This window comes from Paraburkholderia sp. Tr-20389 (assembly GCF_017104565.1).
Taxonomy (GTDB): Bacteria; Pseudomonadota; Gammaproteobacteria; order Burkholderiales; family Burkholderiaceae; genus Paraburkholderia.
On record NZ_JAAGPD010000027.1, the window covers coordinates 74174 to 89174 of the forward strand.

The 15001-nt window shown below is 59.7% G+C and carries 13 protein-coding genes and 2 tRNA genes; 2 read left to right on the top strand and 13 right to left on the bottom strand.

All coding sequences use genetic code 11. The features are described 5' to 3' along the window. Positions 1 to 72 precede the first annotated feature (72 nt). Together G3N95_RS23475 and G3N95_RS23480 are read left to right on the top strand one after the other, a co-directional pair. Entirely contained in the window at positions 73 to 1440 is a 1368-nt protein-coding gene (locus tag G3N95_RS23475) for an RNA-binding domain-containing protein (protein WP_205972465.1), read from the top strand. Positions 1441 to 1507: 67 nt separating this feature from the next. Beyond that, positions 1508 to 2758, top strand: coding sequence for a HEPN domain-containing protein (locus G3N95_RS23480; RefSeq protein ID WP_205972466.1), 1251 nt, complete (start codon positions 1508 to 1510; stop codon positions 2756 to 2758). A 1-nt stretch (position 2759) separates the two neighbouring features. Here G3N95_RS23480 and G3N95_RS41035 read toward each other — a convergent pair whose 3' ends face one another. The 13 genes from G3N95_RS41035 to G3N95_RS23545 form a co-directional block, all read right to left on the bottom strand. Further along, positions 2760 to 3614: a nucleotide-binding protein gene (locus G3N95_RS41035; RefSeq protein ID WP_346778394.1), complete on the bottom strand. Its 855-nt coding sequence runs from the start codon at positions 3612 to 3614 to the stop codon at positions 2760 to 2762. A gap of 110 nt (positions 3615 to 3724) precedes the next feature. Further along, positions 3725 to 3801, bottom strand: a tRNA-Pro gene (locus tag G3N95_RS23490). Between the two features lie 71 nt (positions 3802 to 3872). Continuing rightward, positions 3873 to 4271, bottom strand: coding sequence for a MerR family transcriptional regulator (locus G3N95_RS23495; protein ID WP_205972467.1), 399 nt, complete (start codon positions 4269 to 4271; stop codon positions 3873 to 3875). 54 nt (positions 4272 to 4325) lie between these two features. Beyond that, positions 4326 to 4736: an integration host factor subunit alpha gene (locus G3N95_RS23500; protein ID WP_028368821.1), complete on the bottom strand. Its 411-nt coding sequence runs from the start codon at positions 4734 to 4736 to the stop codon at positions 4326 to 4328. Positions 4737 to 4790: 54 nt separating this feature from the next. Further along, entirely contained in the window at positions 4791 to 7223 is a 2433-nt protein-coding gene (gene pheT, locus G3N95_RS23505; protein ID WP_205972468.1) for a phenylalanine--tRNA ligase subunit beta, read from the bottom strand. A 137-nt stretch (positions 7224 to 7360) separates the two neighbouring features. Then, a complete protein-coding gene (gene pheS / locus G3N95_RS23510; protein ID WP_205972469.1) occupies positions 7361 to 8374 on the bottom strand; it encodes a phenylalanine--tRNA ligase subunit alpha in 1014 nt (337 codons plus the stop codon). A gap of 158 nt (positions 8375 to 8532) precedes the next feature. After that, positions 8533 to 8892, bottom strand: a complete 360-nt coding sequence (gene rplT, locus G3N95_RS23515; protein WP_004192938.1) for a 50S ribosomal protein L20 — start codon at positions 8890 to 8892, stop codon at positions 8533 to 8535. Positions 8893 to 8921: 29 nt separating this feature from the next. After that, the gene (gene rpmI / locus G3N95_RS23520; RefSeq protein ID WP_004191477.1) at positions 8922 to 9119 is read right to left on the bottom strand and encodes a 50S ribosomal protein L35; all 198 of its coding nucleotides are present in this window, start codon (positions 9117 to 9119) and stop codon (positions 8922 to 8924) included. 258 nt (positions 9120 to 9377) lie between these two features. After that, positions 9378 to 9902 carry a translation initiation factor IF-3 gene (gene infC, locus G3N95_RS23525; protein ID WP_205972517.1) on the bottom strand — a complete coding sequence of 175 codons (525 nt, stop codon included), beginning with the start codon at positions 9900 to 9902 and terminating at the stop codon, positions 9378 to 9380. 50 nt (positions 9903 to 9952) lie between these two features. Continuing rightward, entirely contained in the window at positions 9953 to 11860 is a 1908-nt protein-coding gene (gene thrS, locus G3N95_RS23530; RefSeq protein ID WP_205972470.1) for a threonine--tRNA ligase, read from the bottom strand. A 273-nt stretch (positions 11861 to 12133) separates the two neighbouring features. Beyond that, positions 12134 to 12210 (bottom strand) — tRNA-Val (locus G3N95_RS23535). 101 nt (positions 12211 to 12311) lie between these two features. Further along, a complete protein-coding gene (locus G3N95_RS23540) occupies positions 12312 to 14552 on the bottom strand; it encodes a bifunctional (p)ppGpp synthetase/guanosine-3',5'-bis(diphosphate) 3'-pyrophosphohydrolase (RefSeq protein ID WP_205972471.1) in 2241 nt (746 codons plus the stop codon). Positions 14553 to 14612: 60 nt separating this feature from the next. Then, positions 14613 to 14966: a RidA family protein gene (locus tag G3N95_RS23545; RefSeq protein ID WP_205972472.1), complete on the bottom strand. Its 354-nt coding sequence runs from the start codon at positions 14964 to 14966 to the stop codon at positions 14613 to 14615. Positions 14967 to 15001: the final 35 nt, after the last annotated feature.

A 15001-nucleotide genomic window follows, 5' to 3' on the forward strand; every position in this document is an offset into this window, starting at 1 on the left:
TTTCGGTTTATATTACGCGCGAAAGATTCTGATCCTATATGGCTTTAAACGCAACGACAGCGAGGCGTGCCCTTGTTCCCGACAATCGAAGACACTCGCCAGCTTCTCGAAACTCTTTCAGAAAGCTACGCGGTAGAGGTCAAACGTTGGTTTGATCCGGCTCAGCCAGAGGGCCAAGCAAAGCTTGTTAGAACGTTGATGGCGTTGCGAAACAACGGCGGCGGTCGGCTCGTGGTCGGCTTCGACGATGCGTCCATGAAGCCAACATCTGAAGGGCGGCCGAAATCAGTTCGCGCAGCTTTCGACCAGGACCAGATTCAAGCGCTCGTGAGCCGATTCGCGTCAGAGCCGTTTGAAGTGTTGATACAGTACGCTGATCTCGCCGATGAAGCGTTTCCTGTCATATGCGTCCCGGCGGGCGTCCGCACACCAGTTGCCACGAAATCCGAGCTGAAAGACGCCGCGAATCAAAAGACTCTCGTTCCTATCCATGCAGTGTTCGTGCGCACACTCTCAAGCAACAACGTCGTTAGTACAGCAGCAGCCCAGTGGCGCGATTGGGATAGACTCGCCGAGATTTGCTTCGATAACCGGGAAGCCGACATCGGGCGCTTCATTCGACGCCATCTTGCTCCGGCGTCCATCGCGGGGCTGAGCGAGGCGCTAGGCGGTCTGGGTGTCGCCATGCCGCCCGTTGCAACGGAACAAGCGCTCCTACTACTAGACGAAGGGCACAACGCTTTCGAACTCGCAGCGGCACGTGACAACCACATCTTGCCCCAAATCGGATATTTCGAGTTTGCGGCGGTCATATCTGGAAGGCTCAAGGCAGGCCTCGAGCCCGATCGTTCGCTGCTCAACTTGATGACCGCGGCGAATCGTCGCTTAACCGGCCGACCATTTTTCTCAGCTGTTCGCACCTCAAGTGAGCCAAAGTGGGCCCCGCAGCACGTGAATGATGGGTGGGAAACCGTAGTCATCGATCCAACTCATGCCTACATTGACTTTTGGCGCGTTCAAGCGGACGGAAAGCTTTATACGGTTCGCGGTTTCGACGAAGATCTCCGCGGCGCAAATAAAACGCTTGGAATCTCAATCCCCATTTGGCGCGTCGGCGACGCTCTAGTCGAAGCCCTCGCAATTGCGAGACAAATGGTGGACGCCGCTGCGGAAGCGAACTTGCACGTTGCGCTCCGTTGGACCAGCCTCGCCGGCCGTCGATTGTCAAGCGACGGACAATGGTTTGTGTCGTTCGCGGGTAGTGTTGCTCGAGACGATTCAGCTGTTTCTCAACTGACCGTGCCCGTCGATTTGCCCGATTCGGCTGTTTCGCAGCATGTCGCTCTGGGGCTCAAGCCGTTATATCGTCGGTTTGAAGGCATGGAGATCGAGCAACAAATGGTCGAGGCCGAGATCAAAAAATTGCTGTCACAGAATTGACAGCCGGTCCTTATGTCGACATCGGACCAGCGTCCGCAAGAACAACGACAACAAACGGAAGCATCTTATGGTGAGCGGTAAACGACGCGCAAAACACCCGACGGACGAAGAAATCACGAAGCCAATTACGGAAAAAATTCGTGCGCTCATCGAGCCTGCGCCAGAAAACGCCGTCGGCGTAAAAATCGATCTTCCTTTACTCATTGATGCGTCGAAGTTCCTTACCTCGAGGTCGCCTTGGCAAGAGTGGGCTACATACTCCGAAATGGCGATCTACATCTATGAGTTGATCAGGCGAACCGTAAGTCCGCCCGCTGACGGTGTCGGAGTTGCCAGCCTAGACTCATCGATCAACGCCGTTGTCGCAAAAATCCTAGCGTTCCCCAAAACGTACACGGTAGCCTTCGAACTGCCTGCAGTTGTCGCCCCTGACCTCGACTCTATTCAAATTGCTCCAAACGTCACCCTAGTTCGAGCTGAGGCCGGAAAACACTTTCCCGACGTACTTTTCAACAAACAGGCGGCCGCGACGTTGCTTGGTCTCGCGGGAATACGACCCAATCCGAGCGTCGCGGAAGGTAAATGCTATTTGCTGGTAGCAACACAAGGCTTGGGTACAACGTCCGCGAGTTCGTCGGCGATCGCGGCCGCCACAAGCAATGTCAAACAAATACTGCACTTGTGCGCGGTTCACGGCACCGGCTTCAGTCAGACCGTTGTTCCCGACGTTCCACGACAGAAGGTCGAAGTGTTCGCGTTCGAACACTCAATTTCCCCAACGCCGTTTCATGTCGACCTGTCGGATGAGTTTCAGCGACTTCTGTGTGGAGTTGAAATTTCTGACTTCACTGCGCCAGTCGGCCTCTTTGGATTGGGCGGGCAAGAGGTAAAGACTGGGGGCGACGCGTTGATCGCGGCGCTTGCCCCCTATCGAGCGCTCCTCGACGCAGCCGACGGAAACCAAGACGCGCAGCGATTGCGAGCGGGGCTTGAATGGGGCTTCGACGCTGAACTATCCGGCGACGAAACCCAAGCGTTCATACAAGCCTCAATCGGTATCGAGGCGGTGTTGGGCGAAGACGATGTCGAAAAAGGAATGACCGACAAGTTGGCTGACAGATGCGCCTATCTCCTCGCTACATCCATGCAGGGCCGTAGAGAGTTGATTGCCTCATTTAAATCACTGTACAAGTTGCGGTCGCAACTCGTTCATGGGCGCCATAAGCGACTCCAGCCTCCTCAACGAGCGGCGCTATTTCAATTGCGCGACATCCTTACCAAGGTTCTGCGGACCGAGACGTCCCGTTTTGTCAACTGACTCAAACGGCGAGCAGATTATTCACGTCTACCGTGAGCCCAGCTGACCGTAGTTCTTGGGCAAGGGCGAAGCGCCAAGCGCCGCCAGCATCAAGCTGCACATATACGATCCCGTGTATGTCCGACGGGAGCTCGACCCCGGGTTCACACAGGGCGCACACTCTGTTTCGGCCAAGCGCGCCAAAAAAATATCCGAGTTCAAAGACAACGTTCTGCCTCGCACGGGCTCGCGTCGCGCCGTCCTTTAGCGCGCGGCCCTCGTCGTCGCCCGTTAGAAGGACGACGGCGAAATCGACATCCGCCTGTGCTTCGAACTTTTCAATGATCGTCCGTCCGGAATTAGGCTGCTCGTGCAGGATCGTAGGCGTCAAACCCAGCCGCTCGACCACTCGAGCGACCGACTCCCGCAGCGCTTCATGATGTCCGTGAACAATAAACACGCGGGTACCTGGCACGCGCGCCTCCCCGCTTCTCATTTCGTCGGCCATCTGCGGAGCATACAGTTCGAGCCTTCCGACTATCGACTTGAGGGCCGCCAGTTTGGCAGCATGGTTATCGATGCGGGCCTGCTGAGACGGGTCGCGCTCCCCTGCGAGACGCCAAAGCCGCGGGCCGGCCAAATTAAACTCCTTGACCAGTTCGTCGCTCGTAAAAAGGCGGCGCAGGAGTTGCGCGTTGTACGCGTTCCACGCAGCCACCTCCTCGAGGATGTCTCGCCCTCCGGCGCCTCTACTTTTAAGCCGGGCCAATAGCTCTACGCCGATCTCGATTCGGGCGGTGAGTTTGGTTTCCGCGTCGCCCACTGTAGTTGAAAGCAGCGTAGCCGTATTGACGTCATCAGAGGGTTTCTTCGACACGGAACTCTCCCTAACCGAACCTCTTGCAGAGTATGGGTAAAGGTATGGGTAAAAACGAAAAAACCGGCTTTCGCCGGTTCTTCGCATCAAGCTAAGTGCTTGATTTTGTTTGGTCGGGGCGAGAGGATTTGAACCTCCGACCACCTGCACCCCATGCAGGTACGCTACCAGGCTGCGCTACGCCCCGAAAGCATGAAATTATAACAGACACTTCATGCGAATAGAACTGCAACAATCAATCTCGACACAACAATTCGTTCAATGCCCGAGCAGGTCGATCACCTGCAACAACTCCTTACGCAGCTGATCGACGTCGACGGTCGCGGTGGTCGGCTGCACGACCGTACCTTCGACCACCTCGCCTTCGCCTTCCGCGCCCTGCCCGGCGCCATGCGAATCGAGCCGGTTGCGCGCGCCATTGATAGTGAAACCCTGCTCGTACAGCAGCTCGCGAATCCGCCGGATCAGCAGTACCTCATGATGCTGATAGTACCGGCGATTGCCGCGCCGCTTCACCGGACGCAACTGCGTGAACTCCTGCTCCCAGTACCGCAGCACATGCGGCTTGACACCGCATAGCTCGCTGACTTCACCGATCGTGAAGTAGCGCTTCGCGGGAATCGGAGGCAAGACGACTTTTTCGATCGTCGCTGTCATCGTCAGTTAGCGGTCGATTGACCGTCGTAGTAGTTGCGCGGGCGCGCGAATCGATCAGCGCGCGAAGCTCTCTTCAGCGCCGTTCTCGACCAGCGCCTTCAGCTTTTGACTTGCGTGGAACGTCACGACGCGGCGCGCGGCGATGGGAATCGCCTCGCCCGTTTTCGGATTTCTGCCAGGACGCTGCGGCTTGTCGCGCAGCTGGAAGTTGCCGAAGCCGGACAGCTTGACACTGTCGCCGCTCTCCAGCGCGTCGCGAATCACTTCGAAAAACGCTTCAACCATGTCCTTCGCTTCCCGCTTGTTGAGCCCGACATTGTCGAACAGCAGCTCGGCAAGCTCAGCCTTGGTGAGCGTCGGCGCTTCGGCCGACGCGCTGGAGGTCGAGGTAGGAATATCGCGGATCATGGCGCTACGCTGCGCCGAAAGAAGGGCTTCGAAATCACTCGAGTTCATTTCATTCATATCTGTCAAATGGCGCGTCAACCAGAACGGAACTTGCGGAACAGCCGTTGACGGTTATCCGCGCAACCGGGCGCCATACACTCGAGCAAGACGATCCACTACAGTCTGAATGGCCAGATCGACCGTTTCATCCTGAAGGGTCCCACCAGTATCTTGCAAGGTTACACGGAACGCAAGGCTTTTCTCGTGCGCCGCCAGCCCGCCGGAAGTATTTGATTTTGCACGAAATTCATCGAAAAGCGCAACCCTTTGAATGGTCTTGCAAGCCTCTTCCGAAAGCGCCTTTTGCATCTCGTCGAAGAGCGCCTGTACCTCGATTTTCTGATCGACGACGATCGCGATATCGCGTCGCACGGGCGGGAATTTCGACACTTCCGTCGGGGTCGGCAACGCGCGCTGCATCAGCGCTTCCGCGTCGACTTCGAACAGAATCGGCGCATGCGGCAGGTCGTACTTCTGCATCCAGCGCGGATGCAGTTCACCGATCCAGCCGATCGCGCGGCCATCGAGTTCGATGCGCGCGCTACGCCCCGGATGCAGCGCCGGATGCCCGGCCTTCACGAAGCGTGCGTCAGCAGGCGCAAGCAGCGCTTCGAGATCGCCCTTCACGTCGAAGAAATCGACGGCACGCGTTGCCGCGCCCCATTGCTCTTCGATCACGGGACCATACGCGAGCGCGCCGATCATCTTCGGCTGCGCAAAGCCTTCGACGGCCAACTCGCCCGCCTTGACCGACGCGTCCTGCAGAAACACACGCCCTGCTTCAAACACGCGAATGCGATCTGCGCGACGGTTCAGGTTGTGGCGCAGCACGTTGATCAGGCTGCCGAACAGCGTCGTGCGCATCACCGAAAGCTGGCTCGCGATCGGGTTCAACAGGCGCACGGGTTTGTCGTTGCCTGCGAAGTCCTGCTCCCACTCGGCATCGACGAAGCTGAAGTTCACCGTTTCCGCATAGTCGCGTGCGGCGAGTGCATGACGCAACGAGTGAATCGAACGTTGCGTTTCGTTCGTACGGCGCATTTCGCTGCGGGCAACAGGCGGACGCGCAGGGATCTTTTCGAAGCCATAAATGCGCGCGACTTCTTCGATCAGATCTTCTTCGATTTCGATATCGAAGCGATACGGCGGCGGCGTCACGAGGAAGTCGTCGCCTGCACGCTCGAACGGCAAGCCGAGACGCGTGAAGATCTGCGCGATCTCGTCGCCGCCGATCGCCACGCCGATGATGCGGTTCGCGCGCGCGACACGCATCTTCACCGGCTCGCGCTTCGGTACGTTGACGATCTGGTCATCGACGGGACCGGCCTCGCCGCCGCAAATGTCGAGGATCAACTGCGTGATGCGCTCGATGTGTTCGACCGTCGTCGAGTAGTCGACGCCGCGTTCGAAGCGATGACCCGCATCCGTCGAAAAGTTGTAGCGGCGCGAGCGGCCGCGGATGCTATCGGGCCACCAGAATGCCGCTTCGAGATAGATGTTGGTCGTGTCGAGCGTGACGGCCGTGCTGTCGCCGCCCATGATGCCCGCGAGGCTTTCGATGTGCCGATCGTCGGCGATCACACCGACCGTCTCGTCCACCTCGACCGTGTTGCCGTTCAGCAGCTTCAGCGATTCGCCGCGCTTGCCCCAGCGCACGTCCATGCTGCCGTGGATCTTGTCGAGATCGAACACGTGCGACGGACGGCCGAGTTCGAGCATCACGTAGTTCGAGATGTCGACCAGCGCCGAAATGCTTCGTTGACCGGAACGTTCGAGCCGCTCGACCATCCACGCCGGCGACTTCGCGCGCGCGTTGACGCCGCGAATCACGCGGCCCGAGAAACGGCCGCACAGATCGGGGGCCGAGATCTTCACGGGCAGCGTTTCGTTGAGCTTGACTTCGACGCGCTTGATCTCGAGCGGGCGCAGCGGCGCGCCTGTGATCGCGGCCGTCTCGCGCGCAACGCCGAACACCGACAGGCAATCTGCCTTGTTCGGCGTGAGCTTGATTTCGAAGACGGTGTCGTCGAGATTCAGTGTTTCGCGGATGTCCTGGCCAATCGGCGTATCTTCCGGCAGGATCAACAGGCCGCTATGATCTTCCGACAGCTTCAGTTCACGCGCCGAGCACAGCATGCCTTCGCTTTGCACGCCGCGCAGCTTCGAGAGCTTGATCGCGAACGGCGCACCGCCTTCTTCGGCGGGCGGCAGTTGCGCGCCCACCAGCGCGACGGGCACCTTGATACCGGGCGCCACGTTCGGCGCACCGCACACGATGTTCAGCGTCGCGCCCGTGCCGGCGTCGACCTGACACACGTTGAGCTTGTCCGCGTCCGGGTGCTTGACGACTTCGAGCACGCGGCCCACGACGATCTTCGACGTCGGCGGCGCGGCGGGGCGCAGGTCTTCCACTTCGAGACCGGCCATCGTGAGTGCGTGCGACAGTTCGGCCGTCGTCAGTTGCGGATCGACAAAGGTTCTGAGCCAGGATTCCGGGAATTGCATGGTTCTGTACGTTCTAAACAGGTTGTGTCCGCGTCCGGCCGATACGTCGGCACCAGGCCGGAGGCGCTGTTTGCGGCGCGCCAGTCATGCCGACTGCCGGGCCGCTCTCGTCGCGTGCTTAAAGCCTGCTCGCCCGCTCAGGCGAACTGGCGCAGGAAGCGCAGGTCGTTTTCAAAGAACAGACGCAGGTCCTGAACGCCATAGCGCAGCATCGTCAGACGCTCGAGGCCGCTGCCGAAAGCAAAGCCGATGTAGCGCTCGGGGTCGAGGCCCATGTTGCGGATCACCGTGGGATGAACCTGGCCCGAGCCCGAGATTTCGAGCCATTTACCGGCGTTCTTGCCTTGCTCGAACATCATGTCGATTTCGGCCGACGGCTCCGTGAACGGGAAGTACGACGGACGGAAGCGCACGAGAATGTCGTCGCGCTCGAAAAATTTCTTCAGGAAGTCGGTGTAGACGCCCTTCAGGTCGGCGAAGCTGATGTTCTCGTCGATCCACAGGCCTTCAACCTGGTTGAACATCGGCGAGTGCGTCGCGTCGCTGTCCACGCGGTACGTGCGGCCCGGCACGATCACCTTGATGGGCGGCGTGTTGGTGCGCGCGTAGCGGACCTGCATCGGGCTGGTGTGCGTGCGCAGCAGCAGCGGGCGCCCTTCAGTGTCCTTGCCGTCGACGTAGAACGTGTCCTGCATCGAACGCGCCGGATGGTTTTCCGGGCTGTTCAGCGACGTGAAGTTGTACCAGTCGGTTTCGATCTCGGGACCGTCGGCCACGTCGAAGCCGATCGTGCGGAAAATCTGCTCGACGCGCTCCCACGTGTGCATCACGGGGTGCAGACTGCCCGTGCCGGCACCGCGGCCGGGCAACGTGACGTCGATGGCTTCGGCGGCGAGACGCTGGTTCAGCAGCGCGTCGGCAAGCGCCTGGCGGCGCGCCGTCAGCGCGGCTTCGACCTGCTGCTTGGCGATGTTGATCCGCGCGCCTTCCGTCTTGCGCGCTTCGGGATCGAGCTTGCCCAGCCCCTTCAACAGTTCCGTCAGTGCGCCCGACTTGCCGAGAAAGCGTGCCTTCTCGTTTTCGAGCGTGGTGACGTCGGAGGCTTGTTCAAAGGCGCTTTGTGCGTCGGCGACAATCTGGTCCAGATCCATTGATCCCATCTTTTCAACGTCAGTATTCAATCGAAGTAAACCTGGCTCGACCAACAAAAAAGGGGCTCGGTGAGGAGCCCCGTTTTTGTTGCAGCGTCACCGAGACTACCGGATGTTCGCTGCAACGAACCACGCAGTACTAGATGCTAACAGCGCACTCAGGCTGCAACGGCGGCTTTCACCTGCTTGACGATCGCAGCAAAAGCAGCCTTGTCGAACACAGCCATGTCGGCCAGCACCTTGCGGTCGAGTTCGATCGACGCCTTCTTCAGGCCGTTGATGAACACGCTGTACGTCATGTCGTGCTGACGCACCGCCGCGTTGATACGCGTGATCCACAGTGCGCGGAACACACGCTTCTTGTTGCGGCGATCGCGGTAGGCGTATTGGCCTGCGCGCATGACCGCCTGCTTGGCGATGCGATAGACGTTATTGCGGCGGCCGCGGTAACCCTTGGCCAGGTTGATGATCTTCTTGTGGCGGGCCCGTGCGGTAACCCCACGTTTGACTCGAGGCATGTTTCGCTCCTATGAGTGTCGGTTAAGGGTTAGGCGAACGGCAGCATTGCGCGTACGGAGTTCAGATCGGAATCATGAACTGCCGTGGCGCCGCGCAGGTGACGCTTGTTCTTGGTGGTCTTCTTGGTAAGAATGTGGCGCTTGAAGGCTTGACCGCGCTTGACGGTACCGCCCGGACGAACCACGAAGCGCTTCGCAGCGCTCTTCTTGGTCTTCATCTTCGGCATGACAGACAACTCCATTATTTGATGGACATGGGTGTGCGGTTGGCTCAGAAAGCCCTCTCCCGCCCTTCGAAACCCACTCCACTTGGTATGCAGACGGCGTGAATGACTGGCCGCTGCTTTTCAGGAACGGCGCATACACGATACAAACCTGCGTGTGCCATTCCGAAACCTGCGTCGTACACGTCGTCTTCAAGACGACGCGAACTCAAACTTTTCCGACAAACACGCCGCTCATCGAGATGCGCAGCGGATGTCTGCTTACTTCTTTTTCTTCGGCGCCAGCACCATGATCATCTGGCGGCCTTCCATCTTCGGCATTTGCTCGACCTGACCGACTTCGTCCAGATCGGTGCGCAGGCGCTCGAGCATGCGCATGCCGATTTCCTGGTGAGCCATTTCGCGGCCACGGAAACGCAACGTGATCTTCGTCTTGTCGCCATCTTCGAGGAAGCGGACGAGATTGCGCAGCTTGACGTTGTAGTCACCGTCATCCGTACCCGGCCGGAATTTGACTTCCTTGACCTGGATGACCTTCTGCTTGAGCTTGGCCTCGTGCTGCTTCTTCGCTTCCTGGTACTTGAACTTGCCGTAGTCCATCAGGCGGCAGACAGGCGGAACCGCTTGCGGGGCGATTTCAACCAGATCCACGTCCTGCTGTTCCGACAGGCGGAAAGCTTCAGGGAGTTTTACGATGCCGAGCGGTTCGTTGTCGACTCCGACCAGACGCACCTCGGGTGCAGTAATTTCACCGTTGATGCGATGCGACGACTTATCAGTAGCGATGTTACGTTTCCTCTAAAAATTAAAAAAACGAGCCGCGCTGCCTGGGTGGCTTAGTTGAACGTCTGCACGTCCTGGCGCAGACGCTCGCTGAAGGCATCGAGGGACATCACGCCCAGATCGACGCCGCCACGGGCACGCACGGCTACCGTTTGTGCATCACGCTCCTTGTCGCCGACAACCAGCAAATACGGGACCTTCTCAAGCGTGTGCTCGCGTATTTTATAGCTAATCTTCTCATTGCGCAAATCGGCCTCCACTCTAACCCCTTGTTTTTGCAACGATTGGGCCAGAGATTGTGCGTATTCCGACTGACTTTCCGCGATATTCATCACCACAACCTGCATCGGCGCCAGCCATGCAGGCATTGCACCAGCATGGTGCTCGATCAGAATGCCGAGAAAACGCTCCATTGATCCGACGATTGCCCGATGCAGCATGATCGGGCGGCGGCGGCTATTGTCTTCCGCCACATATTCCGCGCCGAGGCGCTCCGGCAGCACCATGTCGAGCTGCAGCGTGCCGCATTGCCACGAACGGCCGAGCGCGTCCTTGATGTGATACTCGACCTTCGGGCCGTAGAACGCACCCTCGCCCGGCAACTCTTCCCACGTCACGCCGCAGGCCGTCAACGCGTCGCGCAGACCCTGCTCGGCACGATCCCAGATTTCGTCCGTGCCGGCGCGCGCGTCCGGACGCAGCGACAGCTTGATCTCGACGTTGTCGAAGCCGAAATCCTTATAGACGCTCATCGCCAGCGTGTTGAACGCGATCGATTCACTGATGAACTGATCTTCCGTACAGAAAATATGGGCATCGTCCTGGACGAAGCCGCGCACGCGCATCAAACCATGCAGCGCACCCGATGATTCGTTGCGGTGGCACGAGCCGAACTCGGCGTAACGCAGCGGCAGGTCGCGGTACGAACGCAGGCCGTGATTGAACACCTGCACGTGACCGGGGCAGTTCATCGGCTTGATCGCGTAATCGCGCTTTTCCGATTCCGTCGTGAACATGTTTTCACGATAGTTCTGCCAGTGACCCGACGCCTCCCACAGCGAGCGGTCCATGATCATCGGCGTCTTGATTTCGAGGTAACCGGCGTCGTTCACGCGACGGCGCATGTACTGTTCGACTTGCTGCCACAGCGTCCAGCCACGCGGATGCCAGAACACCATGCCCGGCGACTCGTCCTGCATGTGGAACAGGTCGAGTTGCTTGCCGAGCTTGCGGTGGTCGCGCTTTTCCGCCTCTTCGAGCATGTGCAGGTAGGCGTCCTGGTCTTCCTTCTTCGTCCAGGCCGTGCCGTAAATGCGCTGCAACTGCTCGTTCTTCGAGTCGCCGCGCCAGTACGCGCCTGCGACCTTCATCAGCTTGAAGACCTTGAGCTTGCCCGTCGACGGCACGTGCGGGCCGCGGCACAGATCGGTGAAACCGCCATGCGAGTACAGCTTGATGTCATCGCTGGTGGGAATCGACTCAATGATCTCGGCCTTGTACTTCTCGCCGATGCTCTTGAAGTAGTCGACTGCCTCGTCGCGCGACACGACGCGGCGCGACACCGGCTCGTCCTTCTTCGCGAGCTCCTGCATGCGCTTTTCGATCTTCTCGAGATCTTCAGGCGTGAAGGGACGGCTGTACGAGAAGTCGTAGTAGAAGCCGTTGTCGATCACCGGCCCGATCGTCACCTGCGCTTCAGGGAACAGATCTTTTACCGCATACGCGAGCAGGTGGGCCGTCGAATGGCGAATGATGTCGAGGCCGTCGGCGTCCTTATCCGTCACGATCGCAAGCGCGACGTCGTGATCGATCAGCGCGGACGTATCCACCAGCTCACCGTCGATCTTGCCGCCGAGCGCCGCCTTCGCGAGACCGGGGCCGATCGAGGCCGCCACTTCGGCGACCGTCACGGGATGCTCGTATTGTCGAACAGAACCATCGGGCAGTCGTATCGAAACCATTGCGTTCTCCGTAATGCCGGCCGGCGGCACAGGCAACTTAAAGACAAAAACCGGGACAAAAAAAATGCGGCCCCGCTTTCGAGGGGCCGCATTCACGTTTCTGCATACTGCAAACACAAGGGCGAAAGTGGTCCTCGACTAGCGTCGCTCCGAAACAGTTCCGGTCAACGTTCGCGGTGTCATAACCATGTTCGCTTTGTTCGCCATTTGCGCCGAAGCGCTCATTGCAACTTGCGTTTGCGAAACCTCGGGAAACCGAAGCTTCGGATTCGTTGGTAGGCTCGATTGGACTCGAACCAACGACCCCCACCATGTCAAGGTGGTGCTCTAACCAGCTGAGCTACGAGCCTAGAGAAACGAGATTATATGGAGCGTATAGAAAGTTGGCAAGCGTTTTTATGCAGAGACATCAAAATTCTCTTGCCCACATCATGTCGTCCAACGACGTCCCTCACTTGCGCGTCGCCCTCACGACGCCGGCCACTTCGCCCAGCATCGTGCACGCACGCTGGATCTGCGCAGCACTCGACACTTCCACCGTGAACTGCATGAACGCCGCGTTGCGTCGCGACTGCGTCTTCACGCCGACGACGTTCATCTTCTCGCGCGCGAAGACTTCGGAGATGTCGCGCAACAGACCTTGCCTGTCAGTCGCTTCGATCGACAGGTCGACGGGATAGACCGACCTGCCCCGCCCGCTCATCACATCCGCGGACCACGCTGTTTGCAGCACGCGCTCCGGCGCATGCTCTGCCATGCGCAGGAACGTCGGACAATCGCTGCGATGAATCGACATGCCCTTGCCGCGCGTGACGAAGCCCGCGATGTCGTCGGGTGGTGCCGGCCGGCAACAACGCGCCAGTTGCGTCAGCAATGCATCCACACCAACGACGAGCACACCCGTCGACGCGCCATGCGCGACGCTCGCGCCACTGCTGCGCTTCTCGAACTGCTCCGGTGCTTCGACGACAGGTTCGGCGGGCGGCGCATCGCTGAGCGCCTGCTCGACGAGCCTAAGACTGAACTCTTCCTTGCCGACTACCGAGAACAGATCGTCGGTAGACTTGAAACCGAGCTTCGCGGCCAGCTGATCGAGATTGACGGACGTCTTGCCTTCGCGCTGCAAGGTCTTTTCGACCATCGCCCGACCGGTTGCAATGTTCTCCTGCACGTCGACCGCGTTGAACCACGCGCGTACCTTCTGACGTGCGCGATTGCTTTGCAGATAGCCGAGCTGCGGATTGAGCCAGTCACGCGACGGGCCACCCTCTTTCACCGCGATGACCTCGACCGTCTGTCCGTTCTGCAGCGGCGTGTTCAGCGGCACCATCGCGCCGTCGACGCGCGCGCCACGGCAACGATGCCCAAGCTCGCTGTGCAGGTGATACGCGAAGTCGAGCGGCGTCGCGCCTTGCGGCAATGGAATCACGCGAGCCTGCGGCGTGAGCGTGTAGATGTGATCGTCGTCGAGCGTCGCCTGGCGAAGCTGCTCCCAAGGCCTGACCGCGCCCTGCTCGCCCGGCTTGCCCTCGGACACATCGTCCTTCCACGCAAGCAGCTGGCGCAGCCACGCGATCTTCTCGTCGTATTTCTCGCTGGCGCTGAACTGGCCGCCATAACCGCGCGTGCCCGCTTCCTTGTAGCGCCAATGCGCCGCCACGCCGTATTCGGCGAACTGATGCATTTCCTGCGTGCGGATCTGCACTTCGAACGCGCGGCCATCGTCGCCGATCACCACCGTGTGCAGCGACTTGTAGCCATTCGGCTTGGGCCGCGAGATGTAGTCGTCGAATTCCCTCGGCACCGGCTGCCACAGGTTGTGCACGATGCCGAGCACCGTGTAGCAATCCTTGATGTCCGGCACGATGACGCGAAACGCGCGCACGTCGTAGAGTTCGGAAAAATCGAGCTCCTTGCCGCGCATCTTCCGCCAGATGCTGTAGATGTGCTTGGGCCGGCCGCTCACTTCGGCCTTGATATGCGCCGCGGCAAGTTCCTGTTGAAGCCGCGCGATCGCTTCGGCGACGTAGCTTTCGCGTTCGACGCGCTTCTCGTCGAGCAGCTTCGCGATGCGCTTGTAGGTTTGCGGCTCCTCGAAGCGGAACGCGAGATCTTCGAGCTCCCACTTCAGTTGCCAGATACCCAGCCGGTTCGCGAGCGGCGCGTAGATATCCAGCGTCTCGCGTGCGACATCGGGCGAAGGTGTGATCTTCGCCGCCGCGTAGTAGCGCAGCGACTGCAACCGCGAAGCCAGCCGGATCAGCACCACCCGAATGTCCTGCGCGAATGCAAGCAGCATCTTGCGCAGCGCCTCGACCTGCACTCGACGCGCAGCCTGTGCGTCACGCCCTGCTTCAGGCATCGCGTTCTGCGCGGCACGCATGCTCACCGTGCCGAGCCGCAGCAGCTTGCGCACATCGCTCACCAGTTGCGCGACTTCCTCGCCGAAGTTGTCGGCGATGGTCTGCTCCGGATTCTGCAAATGCGGCGTCAACGAGAACAGCGCCGCCGCCAGCACGGCTGGCGGATCGACGTTGAGCGTACGCATGATGGCGGCTGTGCCCGCCGCATGGTCGGCGAGCAACTCGCCCGACGACAGGCGCGCATCGCCCGCATGCTCGCGCACGAACGCGAGCGCGTCCTCGAAAGACGGCGTCGGATTGGTAGCGGTCGTGGCGATATCGGTGTTCATCGTGCGGCGGCCCGCGGCATGCGCGGACGGGTCAGTCTGATACTCGAAGCAATTTTTTGATTAGCTGCGCTGGGCGGCAACGACCACCACTTCGACGAGGCACTTGGGATTGGCAAGTTTCGCTTCGACGGTTGCGCGCGGCGGCGTATTGCCTTGCGCGACCCACTCGTCCCACACGGCGTTCATGCCGGCAAAGTGCACCATGTCCGAGATATAGATCTGCACCGACAGCAGATGCGCCTTGTCGCTGTTGACCTCACCGAGCAGGCGGTCGATGTGGCCGAGCACTTCGCGCGTTTGACCGACGATGTCCTGTTCGGTGTCTTCGGCGATCTGGCCGGCCAGATACACCGTGCCGTTGTGAACGGCGGTTTCCGAAAGACGCTTGCCGACGTGATGACGAATGACTGCCATGAAATGTCCTGTCCGTTGAGAATGAAAAACAGCGA

What these genes read in the sequence shown, in the direction of transcription:
- G3N95_RS23480 (WP_205972466.1), top strand. Translation starts at nt 1,508, where the DNA reads ATGGTGAGCGGTAAACGACGCGCAAAACACCCGACGGACGAAGAAATC.
- G3N95_RS23495 (WP_205972467.1), bottom strand. Translation starts at nt 4,271, where the DNA reads ATGACAGCGACGATCGAAAAAGTCGTCTTGCCTCCGATTCCCGCGAAG.
- G3N95_RS23500 (WP_028368821.1), bottom strand. Translation starts at nt 4,736, where the DNA reads ATGAATGAAATGAACTCGAGTGATTTCGAAGCCCTTCTTTCGGCGCAG.
- pheT (WP_205972468.1), bottom strand. Translation starts at nt 7,223, where the DNA reads ATGCAATTCCCGGAATCCTGGCTCAGAACCTTTGTCGATCCGCAACTG.
- pheS (WP_205972469.1), bottom strand. Translation starts at nt 8,374, where the DNA reads ATGGATCTGGACCAGATTGTCGCCGACGCACAAAGCGCCTTTGAACAA.
- rplT (WP_004192938.1), bottom strand. Translation starts at nt 8,892, where the DNA reads ATGCCTCGAGTCAAACGTGGGGTTACCGCACGGGCCCGCCACAAGAAG.
- rpmI (WP_004191477.1), bottom strand. Translation starts at nt 9,119, where the DNA reads ATGCCGAAGATGAAGACCAAGAAGAGCGCTGCGAAGCGCTTCGTGGTT.
- thrS (WP_205972470.1), bottom strand. Translation starts at nt 11,860, where the DNA reads ATGGTTTCGATACGACTGCCCGATGGTTCTGTTCGACAATACGAGCAT.
- G3N95_RS23540 (WP_205972471.1), bottom strand. Translation starts at nt 14,552, where the DNA reads ATGAACACCGATATCGCCACGACCGCTACCAATCCGACGCCGTCTTTC.
- G3N95_RS23545 (WP_205972472.1), bottom strand. Translation starts at nt 14,966, where the DNA reads ATGGCAGTCATTCGTCATCACGTCGGCAAGCGTCTTTCGGAAACCGCC.